The organism is bacterium (genome assembly GCA_022616075.1).
Classification (GTDB): domain Bacteria; phylum Acidobacteriota; class HRBIN11; order JAKEFK01; family JAKEFK01; genus JAKEFK01.
On record JAKEFK010000006.1, the window covers coordinates 14,375 to 37,132 of the forward strand.

General features: G+C 49.6%; 16 protein-coding genes and 1 tRNA gene. 11 read left to right on the plus strand and 6 right to left on the minus strand.

All coding sequences use genetic code 11. From position 1 onward, the window contains the following. Positions 1-170 precede the first annotated feature (170 nt). The 9 genes from dnaA to hemL all read left to right on the plus strand — a co-directional run bounded on the left by dnaA (position 171) and on the right by hemL (position 12,283). Positions 171-1,472 carry a chromosomal replication initiator protein DnaA gene (dnaA, locus tag L0156_00515; GenBank protein ID MCI0601474.1) on the plus strand — a complete coding sequence of 434 codons (1,302 nt, stop codon included), beginning with the start codon at positions 171-173 and terminating at the stop codon, positions 1,470-1,472. Positions 1,473-1,498: 26 nt separating this feature from the next. After that, on the plus strand, positions 1,499-1,675 hold the full coding sequence (locus tag L0156_00520) for a hypothetical protein (protein ID MCI0601475.1): 177 nt from the start codon (positions 1,499-1,501) through the stop codon (positions 1,673-1,675). 27 nt (positions 1,676-1,702) lie between these two features. Further along, the gene (gene dnaN, locus L0156_00525; protein ID MCI0601476.1) at positions 1,703-2,833 is read left to right on the plus strand and encodes a DNA polymerase III subunit beta; all 1,131 of its coding nucleotides are present in this window, start codon (positions 1,703-1,705) and stop codon (positions 2,831-2,833) included. A 29-nt stretch (positions 2,834-2,862) separates the two neighbouring features. Then, positions 2,863-3,954, plus strand: coding sequence for a DNA replication and repair protein RecF (gene recF, locus L0156_00530; protein MCI0601477.1), 1,092 nt, complete (start codon positions 2,863-2,865; stop codon positions 3,952-3,954). 63 nt (positions 3,955-4,017) lie between these two features. Next, the gene (gene gyrB / locus L0156_00535) at positions 4,018-6,438 is read left to right on the plus strand and encodes a DNA topoisomerase (ATP-hydrolyzing) subunit B (GenBank protein MCI0601478.1); all 2,421 of its coding nucleotides are present in this window, start codon (positions 4,018-4,020) and stop codon (positions 6,436-6,438) included. Between the two features lie 42 nt (positions 6,439-6,480). Further along, a complete protein-coding gene (gene gyrA / locus L0156_00540; protein ID MCI0601479.1) occupies positions 6,481-8,919 on the plus strand; it encodes a DNA gyrase subunit A in 2,439 nt (812 codons plus the stop codon). 317 nt (positions 8,920-9,236) lie between these two features. Then, positions 9,237-9,647: a PIN domain-containing protein gene (locus L0156_00545; GenBank protein MCI0601480.1), complete on the plus strand. Its 411-nt coding sequence runs from the start codon at positions 9,237-9,239 to the stop codon at positions 9,645-9,647. 57 nt (positions 9,648-9,704) lie between these two features. Continuing rightward, a complete protein-coding gene (locus L0156_00550) occupies positions 9,705-10,991 on the plus strand; it encodes an FHA domain-containing protein (GenBank protein MCI0601481.1) in 1,287 nt (428 codons plus the stop codon). Positions 10,992-11,014: 23 nt separating this feature from the next. Further along, positions 11,015-12,283, plus strand: a complete 1,269-nt coding sequence (gene hemL, locus L0156_00555; protein ID MCI0601482.1) for a glutamate-1-semialdehyde 2,1-aminomutase — start codon at positions 11,015-11,017, stop codon at positions 12,281-12,283. Positions 12,284-12,332: 49 nt separating this feature from the next. On the opposite strand, the gene L0156_00560 is transcribed toward hemL, so the two are convergent. From L0156_00560 to murJ, 6 genes are all read right to left on the minus strand, one after another. Further along, entirely contained in the window at positions 12,333-13,649 is a 1,317-nt protein-coding gene (locus L0156_00560) for a dihydroorotase (GenBank protein MCI0601483.1), read from the minus strand. Then, complete coding sequence (locus L0156_00565) at positions 13,650-14,135, minus strand: bifunctional pyr operon transcriptional regulator/uracil phosphoribosyltransferase (GenBank protein ID MCI0601484.1); 486 nt, start codon at positions 14,133-14,135, stop codon at positions 13,650-13,652. It lies immediately after the preceding gene. A gap of 86 nt (positions 14,136-14,221) precedes the next feature. Further along, positions 14,222-16,726 carry a hypothetical protein gene (locus L0156_00570; GenBank protein MCI0601485.1) on the minus strand — a complete coding sequence of 835 codons (2,505 nt, stop codon included), beginning with the start codon at positions 16,724-16,726 and terminating at the stop codon, positions 14,222-14,224. A gap of 17 nt (positions 16,727-16,743) precedes the next feature. After that, entirely contained in the window at positions 16,744-17,916 is a 1,173-nt protein-coding gene (locus tag L0156_00575) for a M20/M25/M40 family metallo-hydrolase (protein ID MCI0601486.1), read from the minus strand. Between the two features lie 7 nt (positions 17,917-17,923). Further along, on the minus strand, positions 17,924-19,138 hold the full coding sequence (locus tag L0156_00580; GenBank protein MCI0601487.1) for a LeuA family protein: 1,215 nt from the start codon (positions 19,136-19,138) through the stop codon (positions 17,924-17,926). A gap of 17 nt (positions 19,139-19,155) precedes the next feature. Continuing rightward, complete coding sequence (murJ, locus tag L0156_00585; protein ID MCI0601488.1) at positions 19,156-20,718, minus strand: murein biosynthesis integral membrane protein MurJ; 1,563 nt, start codon at positions 20,716-20,718, stop codon at positions 19,156-19,158. Positions 20,719-20,896: 178 nt separating this feature from the next. Here murJ and L0156_00590 point away from each other — a divergent pair, with 178 nt between their 5' ends. Both L0156_00590 and L0156_00595 read left to right on the plus strand, forming a co-directional pair. Then, complete coding sequence (locus L0156_00590) at positions 20,897-22,390, plus strand: plastocyanin/azurin family copper-binding protein (GenBank protein ID MCI0601489.1); 1,494 nt, start codon at positions 20,897-20,899, stop codon at positions 22,388-22,390. 211 nt (positions 22,391-22,601) lie between these two features. Beyond that, positions 22,602-22,675: transfer RNA gene (locus L0156_00595), tRNA-Gln, on the plus strand. Positions 22,676-22,758 lie beyond the last annotated feature (83 nt).

Consider the following 22,758-nt stretch of genomic DNA (forward strand, 5'->3'; position numbering starts at 1 on the left):
CCGTTTTATGCTATATTTAATCGTACTTCCGATAGTGTAAAAACCCTTATTTTTCAAGCACTTAGGATGGCTACATAGCGGCCCCCAGAAAAGCCTGAAAAAATTTCAACATTTGTGCAAAATTCTGTGGAAATCAGGCCTCGTGGGAGAGGCTCAGCTATCAGGGAAACATGGCGATTTGGAGCACAATTTTGCAGCTTCTAAAGAAGAAGGTCAGTCCGCAAGTATATAACGACTGGCTGAAGCCAACTTTTCAAATTGGCGAAGACGGAAGCTTATTGCGCGTCAAAGTCCCGAATGACAGGTTCCGTGACCATATTCGAAAACACTACATGCCGTTGATTGAAGAAGTTTTGAAAAAAAATGACTGGCAGCACCTCACGATTGATTTCATTGTGGATGGCCCCACACAATTGACGCTTCCTCAGATCGAAGAAAAGAAAGAAGAAAAGTTACGTTTGAATAGTCGATATTCGTTCGACCATTTTGTTGTGGGTGCTTCGAATCAATTCGCTCACGCAGCAGCCAAAGCGGTTGCAAAGAATCTTTCGCGTGCATATAACCCGTTGTTCATCTATGGTGGATCGGGCCTGGGCAAAACGCACCTGCTACATGCGATCGGATTGGAGGCGCATCGCGCGAATCCGGGATTGAGATTGATTTACATCAGCGCGGAGGAGTTCACGAACGAATTTATCAAAGGGTTGCGCCTGGAAAAAACGCAGGCTTTTCGCGACAAATACCGGACTGTCGACCTATTGTTGATCGATGACATCCACCAGCTTGCCGGCAAATCCAGCACACAGGAAGAATTTTTTCATACTTTTAACGCGCTCTATGAGAATCAAAAGCAGATAGTTCTGGCTTCTGATCTTTTACCGCGCGAAATTCCCGGCGTGCGCGAACGTCTTCACTCCCGTTTCCAGGGAGGCTTGATTGCTGATATTCAGCCGCCCGATGTGGAAACCAAGGTCGCGATCCTGCACAAAAAAGCCGCGATCGAAAACGCGGTCGTCCCTGATGATGTCGCCTGGTTTATCGCAAGCCGCGTGAAAAGCAACATCCGGAATCTCGAAGGTTGTTTGCTGCGAATGCTTGCCATGGCGTCGTTGATGGGCAAAACCGTGAACATCGCGCTGGCAAAAGAAGTGCTGCGACCGTTGATTAATACAGAGGACCGCATCATCACCGCTGGTTTGATACAGGAAACGGTCGCTCAGTACTATCAGTTGAAAGTCGAAGATCTGAAATCAAAAAATAATTCCAAACCGATCGTGCGGCCCAGACAGGTGGCAATGTATCTCTGCAAAAAACTCACGAACTCCTCATTGCCTGAGATCGGAAAGTCTTTTGGAGGAAAACATCACTCCACAGTGATTCACTCCATCAATCGCGTGGAAGACTCTTTGAAGCACGATCCGATTTTGCAAAATGAAATCAACACCTTAATCGAAACAATAAAAACAACTTAGCATTTTTTCAACATAAAGAGCTGTTTATGAATTGTGAAAAAGCGGCGCGAAAAAGTGAAAAGAAAAAGATTCAACAGAATCAAGGTCTTATGAGAGCCGGTATGCGCAAGATTTCCACAACGGAAATGAGCCCTGGTGCCGTCTCACAACCGTTTTTCGCGATTTCCACAGGCTACACTACTACTACTCTTTATCACTTTTAAACAGGAAAGAATGGATCTGGAGGAAACATGGCAAGCGCAGCAGAAATGGAAATTCAGGTAATCAAGCAACCATTCCTGAAAGAGCTTCAGTTATTGCAAGGCATCATTGAACGAAAGAACACGATGCCAATTCTTGCAAACCTTAGGTTAACTGCGGACAAGGATGGAATTGAGCTGACAGCATCTGATCTGGAAGTGGCATTGAAGATTCGCGCGGATGCGGAAGTCAAGAAACCGGGCCAGGCTACGGTTCCAGCGAAAAAGCTCTTTGAGATTGTGAGGACACTTCCCGACCTCAGCGCTCTAACGATTCGTAAGCTGGAAAACAACTGGGTTGATATTCGTTGCGGATCGGCTCACTTCAAGCTCGTAGGTCTTCCTGTCGAAGAGTATCCTTCCTTGCCTGAAATTGAGGGAACTAGAACGATCACGCTGCCTGCTGCAGTTTTGCGAGAAGGAATCAAACGGGTGATTTTTGCCATAGCCCAGGAGGACATTCGTTACGCCATGAACGGGGCGCTTTTTCAAATCGAAGGAAATCGTTTGTTGTTTATAGGTACCGATGGACACAGGCTGGCTTATGTTTCCAATGAAGTCGAATCCAAACTCTCTTCAGACAAGCTGGAAGTAATTGTTTCCCGCAAAGCATTAGGGGAACTGCAAAAACTGCTTGCGGATGCGAAAGAGGAAGTGCGATTCGGCCGATTTGAGAACTTTTTATTTTTCCAGGTCGATTCTCATCTGCTATTGTCCAGGAACATTGAGGCGCAATTTCCCAACTATGAAAAATTCATTTCGCTTCACAATGACAAACTGGCGGTTTTTAACAGCGTCGAATTGATGAAAACGATCCAGCGGGTTGCGGTTCTTTCCAATGAGAGATCTCGGGCCGTGGAGTTCAGCATTTCAGAAGGAAGCGCAAAACTCTCTTCCGCAAATCCGGAAATGGGAGAGGCTTCCGACACGATGGACATTCAATATGACGGAACTCCCTTAAAGATTGGATTTAATTCACAGTACATTACGGAATTTTTAAGCGGCATCACAGCGGAAGAAGTTGTTATTGAATTGAATACGGAAAGCACAGCTGCACTGATGAAACCGAAAGGCAACGATCAATTCGATTACAGATACGTACTAATGCCCATGAGATTTTAGTAACGCGGGCGTCTCGCCTGCGCTGAGCTATGGAATTACAAAAATTTACTGCGCAACGTTTCCGGAATTTACAGGACATTGACCTGAGCCCCGGCTCTGGAATGAATGTAATTTTCGGCGAAAATGCGCAGGGAAAAACAAACCTGCTGGAAGCGATTTTTATCCTTTCCACACTGCGTTCTTTCCGGACCAGGCATCTTTCGGAGACCCTCCAGTTCGGGGAACCCGGCGGTCTGCTGCAGGGCATGATTCAGTGTGGGGAAAGCAAGCATCAGTTAGGGATCTCGCTGGGTGAACGGGAAAGACAATTGGTGTTGAATCGCAAGAAAGTGGATACGCTGCAGTACATCGGTGTTTTCAACGTGTTTCTGTTCAGTTATCCGTTGCTGGAAGTGATCCGCGGAGGACCGGAAGAGCGCAGAAAACTTCTGGATCGTTCCATTGCCATCAGCAAGCCCGGTTATTTGCCGGTTTTGCTGCAATATCATCGCGCGGTCAGGCAAAAAAATGCATTGTTACAAAGCCTGCAGCGCGGCGAGACCGGCCGAAAGGAAACCGTGGAAGAGATTCGCTCCTTTAATGTTCAGTTGTTGCAGCATGGTCTCGAGGTTGTGAGACACAGGTCAGCTTATGTAAGTGAGCTGCAGCAGTTATTGCAGAGCAGACAAAGTCTGTTTTTTGACGATGATGTGAGATTGAATGCCGGATTGCGAAGTTCCTTTCTGGCGCCGGAAGAACAGGTGAAGTCGAGTCTGGAGCGAGGCATGGATCGTGAGATTGCGTATGGTTCCTGTCTGCTGGGCGCGCACAGGGATGAAGTCTTGATGACGATGAATGATCGTGAGCTTCGCAAATATGGTTCTTCAGGGCAGCATCGTGCGTTCTTATTGTTGCTTTTGCTGGCGCAACTGGAACTTTATGAACGATGGCGCGAGGATTGTCCTGTTTTGTTGCTGGATGATCTGGACTCGGAGCTCGATCAGCGCAGGATCCGCGCTTTTCTGGAAACAGTGAAAACACGATACCAGACGTTCATCAGCTCGTCCCGTCCGGAGCTATTTTCCGGAAATGGAGACATGCGAAGGTTCGAGATTGCAAGTGGAAAATTACTGGAGAGATAGGGGTAGGGCTTGTCTCTGCCCGTGCGGGCGACCACAAGGGTCGCCCCTACTAGAGGTGAGATTATGGATGAGTTAAACAATCTATCAAACGGAAGCGCCGACTACACGGCGGAGAGCATCAAGGTCCTGGGCGGTCTGGAAGCTGTCCGCAAACGGCCGGCCATGTACATCGGAACAACCGGTCCGATGGGGCTTCACCATCTTGTCTACGAAGTCGTAGATAACAGTATTGATGAAGCGCAGGCTGGTTTTTGCAACGAAATCGAAGTCACGATTCATATCGATAACAGCATCACTGTAATTGACAATGGTCGCGGCATTCCTGTGGATTGGCACAGTGAAGAAGAAAAGTCGGCTGCGGAAGTTGTTATGACTGTTTTGCATGCCGGAGGCAAGTTTGACACAGGCGCTTACAAAGTATCGGGTGGTCTGCACGGCGTCGGTGTTTCGGTCGTAAACGCGCTCTCAGAGCAGCTCGACCTGGAAATCTGGCGTGACGGCAAAGTTTATACGCAGTCCTACGTTCGCGGAGAGCCTACTACACAATTAGAAGAAGTGGGTGTTACAACGCGAAGAGGAACCGAAATCCACTTTAAGCCGGATCCGGAAATCTTTGAGTCGCTGGAATTCAGCCATGACCTTCTCGCCCAGCGGCTTCGCGAGCTGGCGTTCCTGACCGGCGGGGTCGCGATCAAGCTGATCGACGAACGTCTGGATAAAACGCAGGTCTTTTCATCCGAAGGCGGAGTTGTCTCCTTCGTGAAGTATTTGAATCAGAACAAGCAGGTGCTTCATCCCGAACCGATTTACATTCGTGGCGAACGGAATGGGGTGATCATCGATCTGGCGATTCAATACAATGACACCTACAGCGAGAATGTTCTCACTTTCGCAAACTCAATCAATACAAAAGAGGGCGGAACGCATCTGTCCGGATTCCGGTCCGCGTTAACGAGAACGATCAACGCATACGCCCAGAAATACAATCTCCTGAAAGATTTCAAAGAAGGAATCACGGGAGAAGATGTCCGCGAAGGTTGCGTTGTTGTGCTTTCCGTTCTGATTCCCAATTCCATGCAGCTTCAGTTTGAAGGACAGACCAAATCCAAACTGGGAAATAGCGAGCTCAAAGGCCTGGTCGAGTCTCTGGTAAACGACAAACTGGGTTCATTCTTTGAAGAGAATCCCGCTGTTGCAGACAAGATTGTGATGAAGTCCATTGATGCGGCAAGGGCCCGTGAAGCAGCGCGCAAAGCAAAAGAGCTCACGCGCCGGAAGGGAGCTCTTGAAATGGATTCGTTGCCCGGCAAGCTTGCGGATTGTCAGGAGCGGGATCCCGCGCATTGCGAACTGTACCTGGTGGAAGGTGAGTCGGCTGGTGGCTCCGCAAAGCAGGGAAGGGACCGCAAATTCCAGGCAATCCTTCCATTGAAAGGAAAAATTTTGAATGTGGAGAAAGCGCGATTCGACAAAATGCTTTCCAATGCGGAAATTCGCACGATGATCACTGCGCTGGGAACCGGAATCGGAAAGGAAGATTTTGACATCAGCAAACTCCGCTATCACCGGATCATCATCATGACAGATGCGGACGTGGACGGATCTCACATTCGTACGTTGATCCTTACATTTTTCTTCCGCCAGATGCCGGAGCTGATTGAACGCGGCCACCTTTATATCGCTCAACCGCCGCTCTACAAAATCAAAAAAGGCAAGAAAGAGATTTACATCAAAGATGATCGTGAGCTGGAAACTCACCTGATGAAGAATGTCGCCGATGAGTACACCGTCACGGTGGATGGCGATTCAAAAAAGGAATTCAAAGGGGAAAAGCTGTCCCAGGCGATCGCCAAAATGAGTGAGGCGGAAACGCTTCTGCACAAAATGGAGAAGCGCGGTTATTCCTCCGTTTTGATCGAGCAACTGCTTGCGGAGCCGCCGATGGACAAGAAATTTTTCATGGATTCTTCCAATCTGGAAAAACTCCGCGAGAGGATTTTGCAGGCAAATCCGGGAGCCGCGGCCATGGTTCATCAGGATCCGGAACACGGCCTGTACGAAATGGACGTAAAACTGAAGAACCAGCCGCAATCAAAAATCAGCTGGCATCTGTTCGCGTCACCCGAGTGGTTAAAGTTGCAAGATGCTTACCGGATGATCTCCGAATTCAGGTCTGACAAGATTCACGTTCAGGAAAATGGAACCAGCATGACGGTGAGTAGCTGGAAGGTGCTATTCAAGACGTTACAGCAAAGCGGAAAGAAAGGCTGGACAATCACGCGTTACAAAGGCCTGGGAGAAATGGATCCCGAACAGCTCTGGGACACAACGATGAACCCCGAAATTCGCGTGCTGCTCAAGGTCAGAATCGAAGACGCGTACGAAGCGGACCTGATCTTTTCCACACTGATGGGCGAAGAGGTCGATCCACGGAAAACCTTCATCGTTGAACACGCTTTGGAAGTGAAGAATCTGGACGTTTAAACAAAGTAGCGCGGGCGTCTCGCCTGCCAATTTTGAGGCTAAATGGACATAGCAAAAGAACAATTACCGGTAAACATTGAAGACGAAATAAAGCGCTCCTATCTGGATTACGCGATGAGCGTAATCATGGGCCGCGCGGTGCCCGATGTGCGTGACGGGCTCAAACCTGTGCATCGTCGCATTCTGTACGCGATGTTCCGGGAAGGTTTGACTCCGGATCGAAAGTTTTCCAAGTGCGCCGGTGTTGTTGGCGAAGTGTTAAAGAAGTATCACCCGCACGGTGATGCCGCCGTTTATGATTCGCTCGTCCGCATGGCGCAAGACTTCAACATGCGGTATCCCCTGATCGATAAACAGGGGAACTTCGGCTCAATCGATGGCGATCCTCCCGCGCATTACCGCTACACAGAATGCCGTTTGATCCGTCTTGCAATGGAAATGATGCAAGACATCGATAAGGAAACGGTCAACTTTCAACCCAACTTCGATGAAACGACAAACGAACCGATTGTTCTGCCCACACGGATCCCTAATTTTCTGTTGAATGGTTCTTCCGGGATTGCGGTCGGGATGGCTACCAATGTGCCTCCGCACAATCTGAATGAAGTTTGTGATGCGCTGATTCATTTAATTCAGAATCCGGCAGCCGACATTGACACATTGATGGAATACATTCCGGGTCCGGATTTTCCAACCGGAGGCGCAATTTATTCGCGCAGCGATATTGCCACCGCCTACAAAACGGGCCGCGGAACCATTCAGGTCCGCGCAAAAGCCACGATTGAAAAAATGGAGAAGGGAACTCGTGAAGCGATCATCGTTCATGAGATTCCTTATCAGGTAAACAAGGCAAAGCTGATCGAAGAAATTGCCGATATGGTGCGCAACAAGCGGATCGAAGGAATCAGCGATCTGCGCGACGAATCGGATCGTCACGGAATGCGCATTGTGATTGAGCTTCGCCGCGGCGAAAACGCAGAAGTCATTCTGAATAATCTTTACAAACACAGCCGTCTTCATGACACGTTCGGTGTGATTTTTCTCTCCATTGTGGATGGAAAACCTCAGGTATTGAACCTGCGCGACATCCTGGAGCATTTTGTATTTCACCGCCGCGAAGTTGTTCATCGCAGAACCGAGTTTGAGCTGAAAAAAGCCCAGGCGCGCGCTCATATTCTGGAAGGCTTGATCGTTGCGCTGGATCATCTGGATGCCGTGATCAGTTTGATTCGCCGTTCCGCCAGCCCGAAAGAAGCGCGCGAAGGTTTGATTGCCACATTTCAACTGACCGAAATTCAGGCCCAGGCGATTCTCGATATGCAGTTGCAGCGCCTGACGTCGATGGAACGTCAAAAGATCGTTGATGAACACACCGAATTACTGAAACAAATCGAGAAGCTCAAAGAGATTCTTGCGAAACCTGCTTTGATCGACAAGATCATCATCGAAGAGCTGCAGGAAATGAAAGAGAAGTACGGTGATGAACGCCGGACCGAGATTCTGGACCAGGAACCGAAAAAGATTTCGCTTGCGGATCTGGTTCGCGAAGAAATGGTGGTTATCACGTGCACACACTCCGGTTACATCAAGCGCACTTCGCTTTCTTCTTTCAATCGCCAGAGACGCGGCGGCAAAGGGCGCATTGGAATGAAAACGAAAGAAGAGGATTTCCTCGACTTAATGGAGGTCGCTTCCACGCACAGCGATATTCTCATCTTTACGCAAAAGGGGCGCGTTTACAGTTTGAAAGCGTACACGCTGCCTGATCTTCCTCCTTCCACGAAAGGGAAAGCGATGGCCCAATTCGATTTGCAAATGGATCCGGATGAAAAGATTGCCCGCCTCCGCGCGGTTAACAGCTTTGAAGGTGAAAAATACGTCACGATCCTTTCCCGCAAGGGCATTATCAAGAAAGTGCGGCTCGATGCACTGGCAAACATTCGCCGCAACGGACTCCGTATCATGAACGTTCGCGAAGGCGATGAGCTCATTACGGCTCATGTAACCGATGGAAACCAGAATATCTTTATCGGAACGGCCTATGGCAGAGCGGTCTGTTTTCCTGAAAGCGGTTTCCGTGAAATGGGACGCACTGCAACCGGTGTTCGAGGTATACGGCTGAAACCGGATGACTACGTTGTCGGTATGGAAATCGTGAGCAACAACGATTTGCTACTCACCATCACCGAAAACGGATTTGGCCGCAGGACTCCGCTGGAAGAGTACCGGATTCAAAATCGCGGAGGAAGCGGATTGATCAATATGAAGATCAGGCCGCGCAACGGCTTGATTGTGGACATTGAAAAAGTCAATCCGGGCGATGAAATCATGATGTTGACGCAGTCGGGAATGATCATCCGTTATTCGGCAGATGATGTACGGATCGCGAGTCGTCAATCAATCGGTGTGCGCCTGATGGATGTCGAAGAAGGTGACAAGATCGTTGCCGCATCCAAACTGCCCGCGACCGATATGGCGTAAGGAGCCGTAGGCTTCCAGCTCAACCGCCACCAACGCCCCCCTGGCTTGCTTGAACAAATCTATACGTATAAGATTATATCGATACGTATGAAGACAAAGTTAACTATTACAGTCGAAAAAAACGTGATTACAAGGGCTAAACAAGCGGCCAGAGGTCACAAAACGTCCGTTTCCCGAATGGTAGAGGAGCATCTCAGGGATATGACTTCAGGAAATGAGACGTCCTTTTCTGCTCGATGGAAGGGACGGTTTCAGTTAAGAAGTGATGGTAGCGCACGAATGAATTACTTGCTCAGACATCATCACAAAACTCCTTCATGAAGATCCTGCTGGATACCAACATTCTGCTGGATGTTGCCACAGACCGTAAGCCCTATTCGGAGAGCAGCTCTTTGCTTTTGGACTGGTGTGAGCAGCGTGCCGGTTCCGCATATATCGCCTGGCATTCTGTTTCTAATCTTTACTATGTTCTACGAGCTGCAGGGTCCGAAAGAAATGCAAGAGCTTTCATTAGCGAGTTGCTTTGTTTTGTGCGTGTTGCGGAAACCGACAATTCCAGTGTAGTTTTTGCCCTACAGCTGCCGCTGAAGGATCTCGAGGATTCACTGCAGGTTGCGGCAGCTGTTTTGTGTAGAGCACAGTATCTGATAACGCGAAACAAGAAGCATTATCGAAATGCCCCAATTGAGCCTCTTCAACCTGAAGAATTCCTTTCTGGTCGCGTGTAGTCCGGCACAGATAAATTTCCACCCATGAATGCTATGATAAGATTCTACTTAGGTCCCATGAAGAAGTGCCTGGTTTTTTTGATTGTCTTCGTGTCGCTGCCGCTTTTTGCTGCGGAAAAGCAGGCTACCGCCATATTGCTCGATAACAGCAAATCCATCTCGCCTCAAGATTTCCAGAAAGCCAAAACGCTCATTCAGGAGATCGTTGCGCAACTGGACGGCACAAAACTGATTTATCAGTTCGGTAACGATATGAAGAAGATCGAACCGTCGGATCTGGAGACCGTTCAAGCAAACGAATCCTACACGATGATCTACGATGCGGCCTACGATTCCGCAAAGGAACTTTCGGAGATTCAGGCAGAGCACAAAGCCATTTTGATCATCTCAGATGGAATCGATACAAAGAGCGCTACTGTGCTTGAAGATGTTGTTGGCTACGCCAATTCCAAGGGAATTGCGATTTATGCTGTCGGTGTCGGGAAAGCGAACCGGAAGATTTTGGAGCGCATGGCGCGGCTGACCAATGGCATGTATTTCAGCATCACTTCCACTGATCTTGTGAATCAATTGCAAACATCCATCGCTTCACAAAAAGCAGTGCCTCAAAATGAGGCTGCAAAACCAACATCCGTTCAGCAGCCGGGGCCCTCCATTCCAGTAGTGACTCCCCCTGCGGTCAGTGTTCCCGTGGAAAGCCCGCAGGAGTCCCGCGTTCCGTACAAATGGATCCTGCTACTGCTGCTGGGAGCGGTGGCGGTGATCGTGGTTGGAATCATCGTTGCAAGAGCGTACCGCACGGAACCGCGGATTTGTCCAACGTGTGGAAGACGACTCGATCCTTACCAAACGATCTGCCCCGTCTGTTCGACGGGTGAAACGCGTCAGACCAAGCAGATACAGGTTCCCGTTACAGCGCCCGCCGATGGCACTCAGGAAATACTTCTGGATGATGATCGCATCGGAGCCATCCCCCTCGAGTTACTGGAAAAAAAACCGGTATCCGAAGAGATGCTAAGCAAAACATTTGTCCTGATGGAAACACCGATGCTGGTGGTTCGCAAAGGGAAAAACTTAGGCCAAACATTTTCCTTGAACCGCGCATTTCCCGTTTCCATCGGCCGTTCGCGCGTAAATGAAATTCGATTGGACGATATTACGATCTCGGGCCAGCATTGCCGGGTTATTCCGGAGAATGGAAGACACGTGCTCTATGATCTGAACAGCACGAATGGAACTTTTCTAAATGAAAAGAAAGTGACGCGCGCGATTTTGAAAGAAGGGGATATCATTCGCGTTGGCGAAACGCACTTCCTTTATAAGATAGAACAGCACCGCAGTTAAGTGCTCAAAGGTTCATCTTCCCTATGAAAAAAGAAACGTCGAGTGAACTGTTTCAGCGCGCTTCAGAACTGATGCCGGGCGGAGTCAACAGTCCGGTCCGCGCATTTAAAGCGGTGGGGGGAACCCCTCTCTTCATCAAAAGTGGAAAAGGCTGCCGGATCACGGATGCAGACGGAAATGAATATGTGGATTTTGTCGGATCCTGGGGTCCGCTTATTCTGGGCCATGCGCATCCGGATGTGATTCGCGCGATTCAAGAGCAGGCAGCCGCAGGAACCACGTTCGGTGCGCCCACTGCCGTGGAAGTCGAGCTGGCAGAATCCATACGTGGCGCTTTTCCGTCCATGGAAATGCTGCGTCTGGTCAGCTCCGGAACCGAAGCGACGATGTCGGTTTTGCGCGCAGCACGCGGTTTTACGAGCAAAAACAACATTGTAAAATTCGAAGGCTGTTACCATGGCCATCATGACGGTTTGCTGACCTCCGCCGGATCGGGAGTCGCCACGTTCGATCTGCCTGATTCCGCTGGAGTTCCTCGCAACTATAGCCGTAATACTATATCCATAGCATACAATTCTGTCAAAGCCTTCGAAGATTTGTCTGAAGAAGTGCTTGCGGACACGGCGGCGGTGATTCTGGAACCGGTTGCAGCGAACATGGGCCTGATTCCTCCTGAAAGAAAGTTTTTGGAGGACCTTCGCGCGTTTACACGGGAGCGAAACATTCTCCTGATTTTCGATGAAGTGATCACAGGGTTTCGGGTTTCCTATGGCGGGGCTCAGGAATATTACAGAATCAGGCCCGATCTGACCTGTCTCGGAAAGATTGCCGGTGGCGGAATGCCCCTGGCGGCGTACGGCGGACGCGCTGAAATCATGCGTTGCATCGCACCTTTGGGACCTGTCTACCAGGCTGGAACACTTTCCGGAAACCCTGTCGCATCGGCTGCCGGGCTTGCGACTTTGAAGATTCTACATAACAAATCGCTTTACAGAGAGCTGGACCAGCGTTCAACAAAGTTCTTTGATGCTCTTCGCGAGGTTTTAACAGGCAAAGGAATCTCGTTGGTTACCTTCGGATCAATGTTCACGTTGTTCTTTCGCGCAAAGCCTCCGAAGAATTTCAAAGAGGCAAAGGAGTGCGACACGAAGGCCTATGCACAATTCTTCTGGAACATGTTGAATCAGGGTATCTATCTGGCGCCATCCCAGTTTGAAACGAATTTCATCAGCATGGCTCACGGGGAGCAGGATTTAGAACAGGCACTGGAAGCCTTCCGGAAAAGCATCTAATTTTAAACCGCCAAGGTGCCAAGAACGCCAAGTAAAGAAAAAGAAAAAGTTAAATTCTATCTTGGCGCCTTGGCGCCTTGGCGTCTTGGCGGTTCATAGAGGACCAGACAATTTCACCGCGGGAAATTGTAATCACGGGGCAGCCACGAAGTGACCAGCCATCAAACGGTGTGTTTCTGCTTTTTGAGAAGAACCTTGAAGCATCGACTGTCCACTGCTTCGAAGGATGAAACAATGTCAGATTGGCTTCTGTGCCAACCCGTATGCAGCGCGCGATGCCTAGAATTCGCGCAGGATTCAGGCTATATAATTCAACAAAACGTTTTAATCCGATGGCGCTCGAATTGCAGAGTCTGTCCAAACCCAGCGATACAGCTGTTTCCAGCCCGATGATGCCGAAAGCCGCCCGATGAAACTCTACCGTTTTTGTGCTCGCAGGATGCGGCGCATGGTCCGATGCAATGGCATCCACCGTTCCATCGGAGAGCGCAAGCAAAACCGCATCGACATCCTTTTGTGACCGGAGAGGCGGATTCATTTTGGCGTTTGTTCCATACTGTTCAACCGCTTCCTCTGTCAAAGTAAAGTGATGAGGTGTTACTTCCGCGGTCACGGAAGTGCCGTCCGCTTTTGCTCTGCGAACCAGATCCATCGAACCGGCCGTGCTCAAATGCGCAAGGTGCACATGTCCGCGAGTCAATTTCGCGAGCAAAATATTCCGGGCCACCATGATTTCTTCTGCTTCCGCTGGAATCCCGCGAATTCCGAGACGTGTTGCGCAAATCCCTTCGTTCATCGCGCCTCCTTTGAACAGGTAAGGATCTTCGCAATGATCGATTACTGGCATGTCGTATTGCTTGCCGTTTTCCAGTGCCCGTCTCATCAGCAAAGAATCAAACACCGGTTTACCGTCATCGGAAACCGCAACCACTCCCGCATTTTTGAGTTGCGCGAAGTCGGTCAGTTCCGTTCCTTGCTGGCCAACCGTGACCGCAGCGATCGGATAAACCGGAATACCGCCCGCTTCTCTCGTTTTTTGTAGTATGAATTCAGTAGTTGCCGCGCTATCATTGGGAGGACTCGTGTTCGGCATGCATGCGACTGCTGTGAAGCCCCCGGCGGCCGCTGCGCGCGTCCCGGTCGCTACGGTTTCCGCTTCTTCTTTGCCAGGTTCCCGCAGATGCACATGAATATCGACGAACCCCGGCGCTAGTATGAGACCGGTCACGTCCAGTTCTTGAGCCCCGTCTGTTTTCAGATTGCGTCCGATTTCCGCGATCTCGTTTCCTGCGATGCGAATATCCAGCAAGTCATCCAGTTGTTGGGAAGGATCGATCAAACGGCCGTTCTTTAGCAGCAGATGCATTCAGTGTTTTTCCATAATCACGACTTGTTCTTCATTGTCCAGTTCTTTCAATCGAACTTCAACGTACTCATCCGCCGCCGTAGGCACACTCTTTCCGACGTAATCAGCGTGCACAGGGACTTCCCGGTTTCCCCGATCCACGAGCACGGCGAGTTGAATGCATTCGACCGGTTCCTGAGCAAGGATGCTTGCGATCGCGTGGTGCGCGGCGCGTCCTGTAAAAATCACAGCATCCACGAGCACAATTGTCTTGTACTTTCTTTTCGATTCTAAAGCTCCTGCTGGAATCGTTCTTCCCTCCAGGTTTCTAAAGATGCTCGCCAACCTTTGTGCGAGCAGATTCCCCCGTTCCCCGATTCCAATCAGCTCCATTTCGTCCAGGTTAGGATTCCGTTCGAGAATCTGATGAGCCATTCTGTTGAGCGCCCGGTGAATGGAGGGCGCATCGAGTATGCGCGCCTTGACTCGTCCTCTGAAGGAGGTCATATCTAATATTAACCGCCAAGACGCCAAGACTCCAAGAAAAATACTTATGTTTGGATTCAGCTTGGCGTTCTTGGCGCCTTGGCGGTTTATTTACCGGGGACTGACATTTTCATCAGCGTTTCATGCAGAGGATCCATTTCAAGGGAAGCCGGCACAAACGGAAGCGTCACGCGCACTTCTTCTTCCTGTTTTTCTATGGACGCAACAAAACGGAAGAGTTCTCCGGTTTTACTTTTCGCCTGCATGGGGATTCTTAATTGGTAGAGATTCTCCTGGTTTTGCTGAATTTTTACTTTTAACTCAAGATCCGATCCAGCCACTTCTGTCCGGCTGGACCAGCGAATTTCAGGAAGGTCCCACCGGTAAAGCCACTGTTGGAAGAATGGTTTGAGATCTTCTTTGGAATGTTTCTGTGCAATCAGCACGAATTCTTCAACCCCAACCCTCCTGAACTGATACGCTTCAAAAAACTCTTTCAGGCAACTTAAAAAATTCTCTTTGCCCATCCAGTGCTTTAACATGTTCAGCGTGAAAGCTCCTTTGTTATAAAGCAATGCCGAATAAGCCTGCGGATCATCTTTAATGTGTCCCAGGCGCGCTCCCAGAATCAGAGGGCCTGCATATGATTTCTCTTCTACCCACTCCTGGAAGATGTCCGCCAGTCTTTTCCAGGCTGCGTCCCCTTGTTGCGATCGTATATATTCCCATGCGGCGAACTGGGCGAATCCTTCGGATAGCCATTGATCATGGTAGGTTTTCCAACCGACCGTTTGTCCCCACCACTGATGGGCTATTTCATGAGCCAGCAAAAAGTGCGGATACTCCGGAACATGAAGCGGGTCTCTGCCAAACCTTCTTTGGAAGAACTTGAACACACGGTTCACAATTGCAACCGTGGCGGGAGCATGTCCGCCGGGTTGATGCACCGGCCGGAGAATGATCGCGAGATTCTGATACGGATAAGTTCCGAAATAGCCCGAATAAAATCGCAGCATGCGATCGGCCGCGGCAGCGTAATCCTTGGCAGCGTTCTTATCGAGGCTCAAGTAATAAACGTCGATCGGGACAATCGATTCATGGCGTAGATGAGAATCGAGCCGGCCAACGAAAAGTGAAAAATACTTTGCCGGAAGCAGACACTTGTAAGAAAAAGTGACATTTCCCTTCGTGCTATCCACACCGGTTCGGACACCGTTGATGATCGCCGCATAATTCTCCGGAACTGTGATGGAGGCTTCCACGCCCGAGTAAGGTCTGGATGCAAGCTGCGGATACCAGAGGGACTGATTGGAATATAAGTACGTAGGTGGTAGATAGAAATCATCGGACCCGGTCTGCAGCAACATCGTTTCTGAGCTTCGTTTTTCAGGCGCTATTTTTCCCTGGTAGTAGAATTCCAAAAGTATTTCTTTTCCTTTTTCGAGCGTTTCGTTAAGGATCAGATGCAGGTTGTTCGTTTGCTTTTCTTGAAAGTAAATCAAATATCCCTGACTGCTGCGGATTTGCGAGACGCGCAGCTCCGGATTGAGGCGGAAGACGATGGAGGTGGTATCGATCGCGCTTTTCAGTTTAACCTCGGTTACGGAGCTGAGGTGTGTAGCGGTCGGCTGAAAGCGCATTTTCATTTTGTAAGATTGGATTTTGAAATCATTAACTGAATCATCCGCAGACTTTTCCGGATTTGATTTGTAGAGTGAAATGATCTGGTCTTTATCTTTTTGCGCCAGCAAAATGTCATCCGCTTCTCCCGGGGAATGCTGGTATTGCAATGTGCCAAGAGCTGTTTTCATTTCGCAATAGAGTTCCCCTTCTTCCATCTGGGCAAACCATAATTCATCGCTGAAAGGAACACGCACACTATAGACATTCCGCTCAACGTTTTTTGACTCGGACTGTGCCTTTGCATAAAGGCCTGGATTTTGGTCCGGCGTTTGTTTCGCAAGAGGTTCCAGCATGTGTTCGAGTGTGTCAGGAGAACTGCGAATAAAAATGCTTGTGGCGGTGGTCTGAACTCTGGGCTGTTTTACGAACAAGTTTACCTGCTGGCGTTCAATGGGATCGGGCGGATCGAATTCAAAGGAAGCCTCACCGAGAAAGAAAATTCCCGCAAGCTTTGATCCCGTTTCGATATGGAAGATATGCCCCTGTTGAAAATGAATGGTTGCGTCCACGTGCTTGTATTTTAAATTGCGAACGATGAAAGGCCGGTCTCCCATTCTCAGACGATAGAGACCGCTGATCGCATTGATCGCCTGGCAATTGCGAATTCGCGATTGATTCTGATCCTCTTGTGTTCGCACAATCCAGGATTCAAAACGCGCTTGATCGCTCGCTTGCAGAAAAACATGGAGAACCAGTTTGTCTCCTTTTTCTTCTGCGAGTCGGATCACGCCACTTACGTACGGAAAAGCGAGGACAGATCTGAAGAATTCCTTCTGCCGAATTTGCGAATCGGGCAGGACTAACGCAAGAAAGGCCCGCTCATTGCGTTTCAAAATCGCATCCTGCAGCTTGTCAAAAAGAGGATTCGTCTGCGCTGAAGCTACCGCAGTGAAAAAGAGAGAGATGATGAGAAAGAAAATCCTACACATAAATCTCAGGAACGCGACTATTGCGTCGTCCCGTTTAATAATTCTGCAACTAACAGTGCTGTTCTTTTGATTCCCGCTTCGGCGCCACGCACGTCATACCATTCTTCGGGAGTGTGTATTTTTCCGCTGACGCCCCCGACCCCCATGGTGAGTGCAGGAATTCCAAGCGAGAAAGGGATATTGGAATCGGTGCTGCCGGTCTCCAGCTTTGCTTCTAGATCAAAACGCCGGTTAGCAGAGATTGCTTGCCGCACCAGTACATGATTCTCCGCGATCGCTCCAGCCGGCCGGTTGCCGACAACAACCATTTCGGAATGAATAGCAGGTTTGTTCTCCAGATTCTCTTGCAAAGTCTTAAATACCCATTGATCCAGCCAAATCAAAGTTTCCATCGATTCGCTTCGCAGATCGAGATCCATCGACATTTCTGTCGGAATCGTATTGATGGACGTTCCTCCGCTAATGATTCCCACATTCAAGGTGGTTTTGGGTTTCTGAGGTAGCACGAGTCGCTCCACTTTGGAAAGAAATTCTCCCGCAACGTGAATCGGATTAGCCAGGCCTGCATCGCCCCAACTATGGCCTCCCGGGCCACGCAAAAAAATCCGGAGTCTCTTGCTCGCCAGGCCGACGGTCACAAGCCGATCTGCATCGCATCCATCCAGCGAAATAAAATAATCCACCGGTTCAGGAAACTTATCGAAAAAATTACGGGCGCCGCGCAAATTCCCCAGGCCTTCTTCTCCTACTGTTGCGAGCAAGGTCAGTGATCCCTTCGTGAGAAATCCTGCCTGTCTCAGTCCGCGGTAAAGCAGGATCAAACAGGCGAGCCCGGCGGAATCATCCGAGATTCCCGGAGCCTGCAAAACCGTGCCGCTTCGAGTTACAACAATTTCCGCGAACGAAAAAACCGTGTCCAGGTGCGCGGAAAGTACGACATGCGGTCCTCCGTTTCGCGAAACGGGGATAATCACATTGCCCACATCATCCAAATGCACATTCGGGATGTCGCGAAAAAAGGAAGCAAAAAATTTGCCACGCTTCTCTTCGTGGAAAGTGGGGGCTGGAACTTCGCAAATTTGGATTAGATCCCGCACATATTCGTTTATATGGTTATCGACATAATCCAGGAGTAGGTCGAAATCCCGCAAGAGGGCCGGGCTGGCGTTGAGAGGAAATGAATTGTTCATGGGTGCGTTACTGCGCGAGCGTTTGAATTTCTTCGTCCGTTAGAAGACGGTCCGATTTCTTTGCTGCATCGAAAATGCGGGTCACTCGTTCTTCCGTTGCTTCAATGCCATGTTCGCTCAGCCAGAAAAGCACGTTCGATTTTCCGCTCATCGGCCCAATTTCTACTTTTTGCCGCAATCCGAAGAGATACGCGGGAACACCGGAGTAAACATGGTTAGCAAGCCATTCATCCTTTCGTTTGTAAGCTTTAATTACAGCTGCTGCATGAACTCCTGTTGCCGTTCGGAATGCGTCTTTTCCAACAACCGGATAGTTTTGAGGAATGGCAATGCCGGTGGCTTCGGAAGCCAGCTGGCAATAATCTTTCAAACAGGAAAGATCGCGATCGATCCATCCCAACAACCGCAAATTGACAAGCAGCAAATCCATGGGAGTATTTCCGACTCGTTCTCCCAGGCCGATTGCGGCGCCATGCACCTGGTCGGCTCCTGCCATCCACGCTGCAAATGCATTGGAGAGGCCCATTCCGCGATCGCGATGTCCATGCCAGTCAATGCGGATTTTGTCGCCGACAACTTTGCGAATGTAACGGACCAGCGCCGTGGTTCCCGCCGGCGTAGCGTGTCCGACAGTGTCTGCGATCACGACGCCACGGGCGCCGCATTCCACTGCTGTTTTGTAAAGCTTCTCCAGAGTTTCCGGATCCGAACGGGTGGTATCCTCCGTAACATAACTGCACGGAAGTCCGCTTTTTGCAGCGTGTGTCATCGCAGCTTCGGTGTGTTTTAAGAGGATATCGATGGTCCAGTTTTCCGTGTACTGTCTGATCGGGCTCGATCCCAGAAAACAAAACACCTCAATTTCGACTCCGGTCTTCTGAGCGATTTCAATCGCCGGATCAATGTCGGAAATAACCGTTCGGGCTGCGATATTTGGTTTGATTTTTAACTTTGCTCGCCCGATTTCATTTGCAAGAGCGAGCACATCCGCCTTTGCTCTTGGTCCGGCTCCCGGCAAACCGATGTCTGCCGTGTCGATGCCAAGCTGATCCATGTAATGGAGCAAACGAATTTTTTGATCGATCGAAGGATCTTTTACGGAAGGGGATTGCAAACCGTCGCGCAGCGTTTCATCATCGAGCAATAGATTTTTTGGCCGGGGTTGCTCTTCGAGCTTGTTCCAGTCGTAAATGAGTTCTGATTTTTCTTCCAATGGGATCATATTTATAAGTATAACGGTTACGGGAGACGTTTTCGCACAAAATTCAACATCTCTGTAGCTTGTTCGATTTTCAACAAGTGACTGGAGACGAACAGAATCCCGAGAGCTCCGAATATACTGATGGCAAGGGCCGTCGCGCGCTCCATCAGGTTGTCTGCGCCGAAAATTTCAGACATCCAGAGATGCAACGCCCACGCGCCGGCGCCCATGATCAGGGCTGCCACCGTAATCTTGAGGATCGACAGATAAAGGCGCCGGTCCGCAAAATGCCCGATTCTCTTTTCGAGCGCCCGGAATAGAAGGAAAGCATTGATCAGGGAAGCAACAGACGTTCCAAGCGCCAGCCCCAGGAAGCCGAGCTGTTTAATCAAAGCGAGATTCACGATGACTTTTGCGCCGATCACATAGGCCGCATATTTCACGGGCGTTTTCGTATCGTTCAACGCATAGAAAACGGGAGTAAAAATTTTGACCAGAGAGTACGTGAAGAGTCCGAGTGAATAAAAAAGGACGGCATCCCCGGTAAAAATGGTGTACTCCGGAAGAAACCGTCCGCGTTCGTAGAGAACCTGAACAATCGGATAACGAAGAAAGATAAGACCCATTGTTGCGGGAATATCCAGGAATGCTGCAAGTTTGATCGCATCGCTTAAATCCGATTTCACTCCTTCTAAATCATTAGAAGCAATTTTTCGTGAAACCGTTGTCAGATTCACCGTTGCGATGGCGACCGCAAAAATTCCGATCGGCAGCTGCATAAGCCGGAAAGCATAGTTCAGCCAGGACACCGGGCCATCGCCAAGATAAGATGCGAGCTGATTGTCGATTAGAATGTTGATCTGGGTTGCGGCCAGTCCGAACATCGCCGGAATCATCAGGCCGAAAATTCGTTGAACGCCGGGATGATTCCACTGAATGACGCTCTGGTACTTGTAGCCACAGCGGTAAAGGGAAGGAAGCTGAACGTATAGCTGCAGCGCGCCTCCTGCCAGACTGCCGATTGCCATGGCGACAATCGGTTCTACGCCGAAGCGTTTCATTTGAGGCGCAAGAAAAATCCCTGCGAGTATGCTGGCGACGTTGAAGAATGCGGGCGCAACAGCAGGAAGAAAGAAACGACCCTGTGTGTTCAGGATCCCCATCACTGCAGCCGCAAGCGCGACCACCAGAAGGAACGGAGCCATCACTTGCGTGAGCTGGACTGTCAGATCAATTTTTCCCGGAATTTCGCGGAAGCCTGACGCCAGGGCATAAACCAGATATCGCGCTCCAAAAAGGATGATCAGAGTCAGTAGACTGAGAATGATTGTTAATAAATTCAGGACGATATTTGCGAGCCGCCACGCTTCCTCTTTGCCTTTGTTCTGTGAATAGTCGGTAAAAGTCGGAACAAAAGCCGCGCTTAACGCCCCTTCTGCAAACAGGTCCCGCAACAAATTGGGAATCCGGAACGCCGCAAAAAATGCATCCGTCGCAAACACCGAAAAATATTTGGCCAGCACCATTTCACGGATCAATCCGAGAATCCGGCTGATCAGGGTCGCAATCGAGAATGCTCCAGCCTTTCTAGCAAGCGACATACAAGGAAGAGATTAACATAAGCAAAGTAGCGCGGGCCTCTGGCCAGCGACTCGCAGGACTCGCAGGCGAGACGCCCGCGCTACTTTGTTAATTGTTATGCAAACGTTAAATAATGCCCATTTTCTTGACTGTCAACCGGTTTACTACGTAAATAGGATTTGTAGGAGGATCATCATCATGTGCAGGCGAATTTTTCTTGCGATACTAGTTCTGTTCATCGGGATCGCAGCCGCATCCGCGCAAACGGTTATTAAAACATTCAAGATTTCTTCGAAAGATTTTTCCGGCGTTCAGGGAACTCCTCGCATTGTGAGAAACGGTTTTGATCATCAATGGCTGGTCGCCTGGAGACAAGGGTCAACCGACAAAATCATTGGACGGCGTATTGAATCGGATGGCAAATTACGCTCCAAAAAAACACTCGCAAGCAAAGTCAGTGGCGCACCGCAGAGCTTCGATATCTTTTTTGATTCGGTGAACTATAACTATCTACTCGCCTACGAAAATGCCTCCGGACTTCAGGTTCAGCTTTTCAACAATCTTTTAAAGAAAGTTGGCGGGGCGCAAGAAATAGAGGCTGGTGTCACCGGTTCGATTCCGCGACTTTCGTTTGATCCGGTCGATGAAAAATTCCTGCTCTTCTGGATCAGTGATGGCGGCACGTCTGTCAAAAGCATTTTGTTGAATGCAGATGGAACCCCGTCAGGCTCCGTGCTTACATTGAAACAGGCTTCCGGCAGCAACACTTACCGGTCCTTGAACATCTCCACAAACCAGGACACGGGAAAATTGCTGGCTCTGCTTACAGAATCGGATGGGACTGCGGCTAAATTGATTGGACTGCGAATCAAACCGGATGGCTCTTTGCAAAAGAATAAGGCGCTTACCGTATCTCCTTCCGATCCGGATTTGAATTCTGTTTTCGCTGATTCCAGTTTTTCAGATGCAGGAACCGGTTTCGCTTTCTGGAGCGATAACGATACGCTCAAACGCAGGAAAGTCGCGCGTTCCGGGCGTGTTGCCGGCGGAGCAGTATCGATTACAGGTGAATCGGATGATAATTCGGAGCAAACAAGCATCCTGTTTGATTCACGAAACAATCAATTCGTTCCGGTCTGGACTTTCGGGAATCGAGTTCGCGCCATGGCGCTCACCTCCTCAGGTTCCGTGCAGAATAATCCGTTCGATGTGGCGACCTCGGATTTCACCAACGCTCTAAACCCGACAACTTCTTACGATGCTCAGGTTGGAAATGCCATTGTTGTCTGGGAAGATTCCACCGAAGACGCCGATGCTATCGCTGCGGGAAGTGCAGCAACATTTCGCATCCGCGGAGCGCTTTTCTTTTTTCAAAGTACGTCTGCCGGCAAAAATATAACGATTGGAGATAATTTCTTTTCCTCAACAAATGGAAATGGCAATCTGACCATCAGCGCGGGGGATACCGTTACCTGGACAGTGAATGGAAACAACCCGCACACGGTTACAAGCGGATCCGAATCGAGCGCCGGGCTGATTTTTAACAGTGGCAACTTGAACCGCGGCCAAACGTTCACCTTCCGTTTTACGGATGCAGGAGCATTTCCTTATTTCTGTCAGGTTCATGGATCCAATACGATGTCCGGCATCATTACCGTTCAAACAGCAGGAGAACCACCACCGCGATATTAAACCTCCTCTATCCCGGAGCCCATATCCCCCGCAAGATGGCGTTCCGGTCCAATCCAAGAAAGTAAACGGCAGGGACGCGATACAGCGCGTCCCTGACGTTCGTCTGTCGCGTCTGGCGTCTGTGCGTCTGTCGCGTCGTGCCCTCTGCCATCTTAAGTTTGCAATAAGTATTGTTGGATGCTATCTTCTATTTCCCCAATTCTCATTGTGCTGGGGGATCGTACAACGGCAGTACAGCAGACTCTGGATCTGTTTATCGGGGTTCAAATCCCTGTCCCCCAGCCATAAAATCGCCTTCGCGTCGCGCGTGGTGAGTGTAAGTAGAAGCATAAGTTTGCAGTAACTGAAGCTTGATGCTTCCAAATTGA

What these genes read in the sequence shown, in the direction of transcription:
- L0156_00565 (MCI0601484.1), bottom strand. Translation starts at nt 14,135, where the DNA reads ATGACCTCCTTCAGAGGACGAGTCAAGGCGCGCATACTCGATGCGCCC.
- recF (MCI0601477.1), top strand. Translation starts at nt 2,863, where the DNA reads ATGGAATTACAAAAATTTACTGCGCAACGTTTCCGGAATTTACAGGAC.
- L0156_00545 (MCI0601480.1), top strand. Translation starts at nt 9,237, where the DNA reads ATGAAGATCCTGCTGGATACCAACATTCTGCTGGATGTTGCCACAGAC.
- L0156_00570 (MCI0601485.1), bottom strand. Translation starts at nt 16,726, where the DNA reads ATGTGTAGGATTTTCTTTCTCATCATCTCTCTCTTTTTCACTGCGGTA.
- L0156_00550 (MCI0601481.1), top strand. Translation starts at nt 9,705, where the DNA reads ATGAAGAAGTGCCTGGTTTTTTTGATTGTCTTCGTGTCGCTGCCGCTT.
- L0156_00560 (MCI0601483.1), bottom strand. Translation starts at nt 13,649, where the DNA reads ATGCATCTGCTGCTAAAGAACGGCCGTTTGATCGATCCTTCCCAACAA.
- gyrA (MCI0601479.1), top strand. Translation starts at nt 6,481, where the DNA reads ATGGACATAGCAAAAGAACAATTACCGGTAAACATTGAAGACGAAATA.
- gyrB (MCI0601478.1), top strand. Translation starts at nt 4,018, where the DNA reads ATGGATGAGTTAAACAATCTATCAAACGGAAGCGCCGACTACACGGCG.
- murJ (MCI0601488.1), bottom strand. Translation starts at nt 20,718, where the DNA reads ATGTCGCTTGCTAGAAAGGCTGGAGCATTCTCGATTGCGACCCTGATC.
- hemL (MCI0601482.1), top strand. Translation starts at nt 11,015, where the DNA reads ATGAAAAAAGAAACGTCGAGTGAACTGTTTCAGCGCGCTTCAGAACTG.
- L0156_00520 (MCI0601475.1), top strand. Translation starts at nt 1,499, where the DNA reads ATGAATTGTGAAAAAGCGGCGCGAAAAAGTGAAAAGAAAAAGATTCAA.
- L0156_00590 (MCI0601489.1), top strand. Translation starts at nt 20,897, where the DNA reads ATGTGCAGGCGAATTTTTCTTGCGATACTAGTTCTGTTCATCGGGATC.
- L0156_00575 (MCI0601486.1), bottom strand. Translation starts at nt 17,916, where the DNA reads ATGAACAATTCATTTCCTCTCAACGCCAGCCCGGCCCTCTTGCGGGAT.
- L0156_00580 (MCI0601487.1), bottom strand. Translation starts at nt 19,138, where the DNA reads ATGATCCCATTGGAAGAAAAATCAGAACTCATTTACGACTGGAACAAG.
- dnaN (MCI0601476.1), top strand. Translation starts at nt 1,703, where the DNA reads ATGGCAAGCGCAGCAGAAATGGAAATTCAGGTAATCAAGCAACCATTC.
- dnaA (MCI0601474.1), top strand. Translation starts at nt 171, where the DNA reads ATGGCGATTTGGAGCACAATTTTGCAGCTTCTAAAGAAGAAGGTCAGT.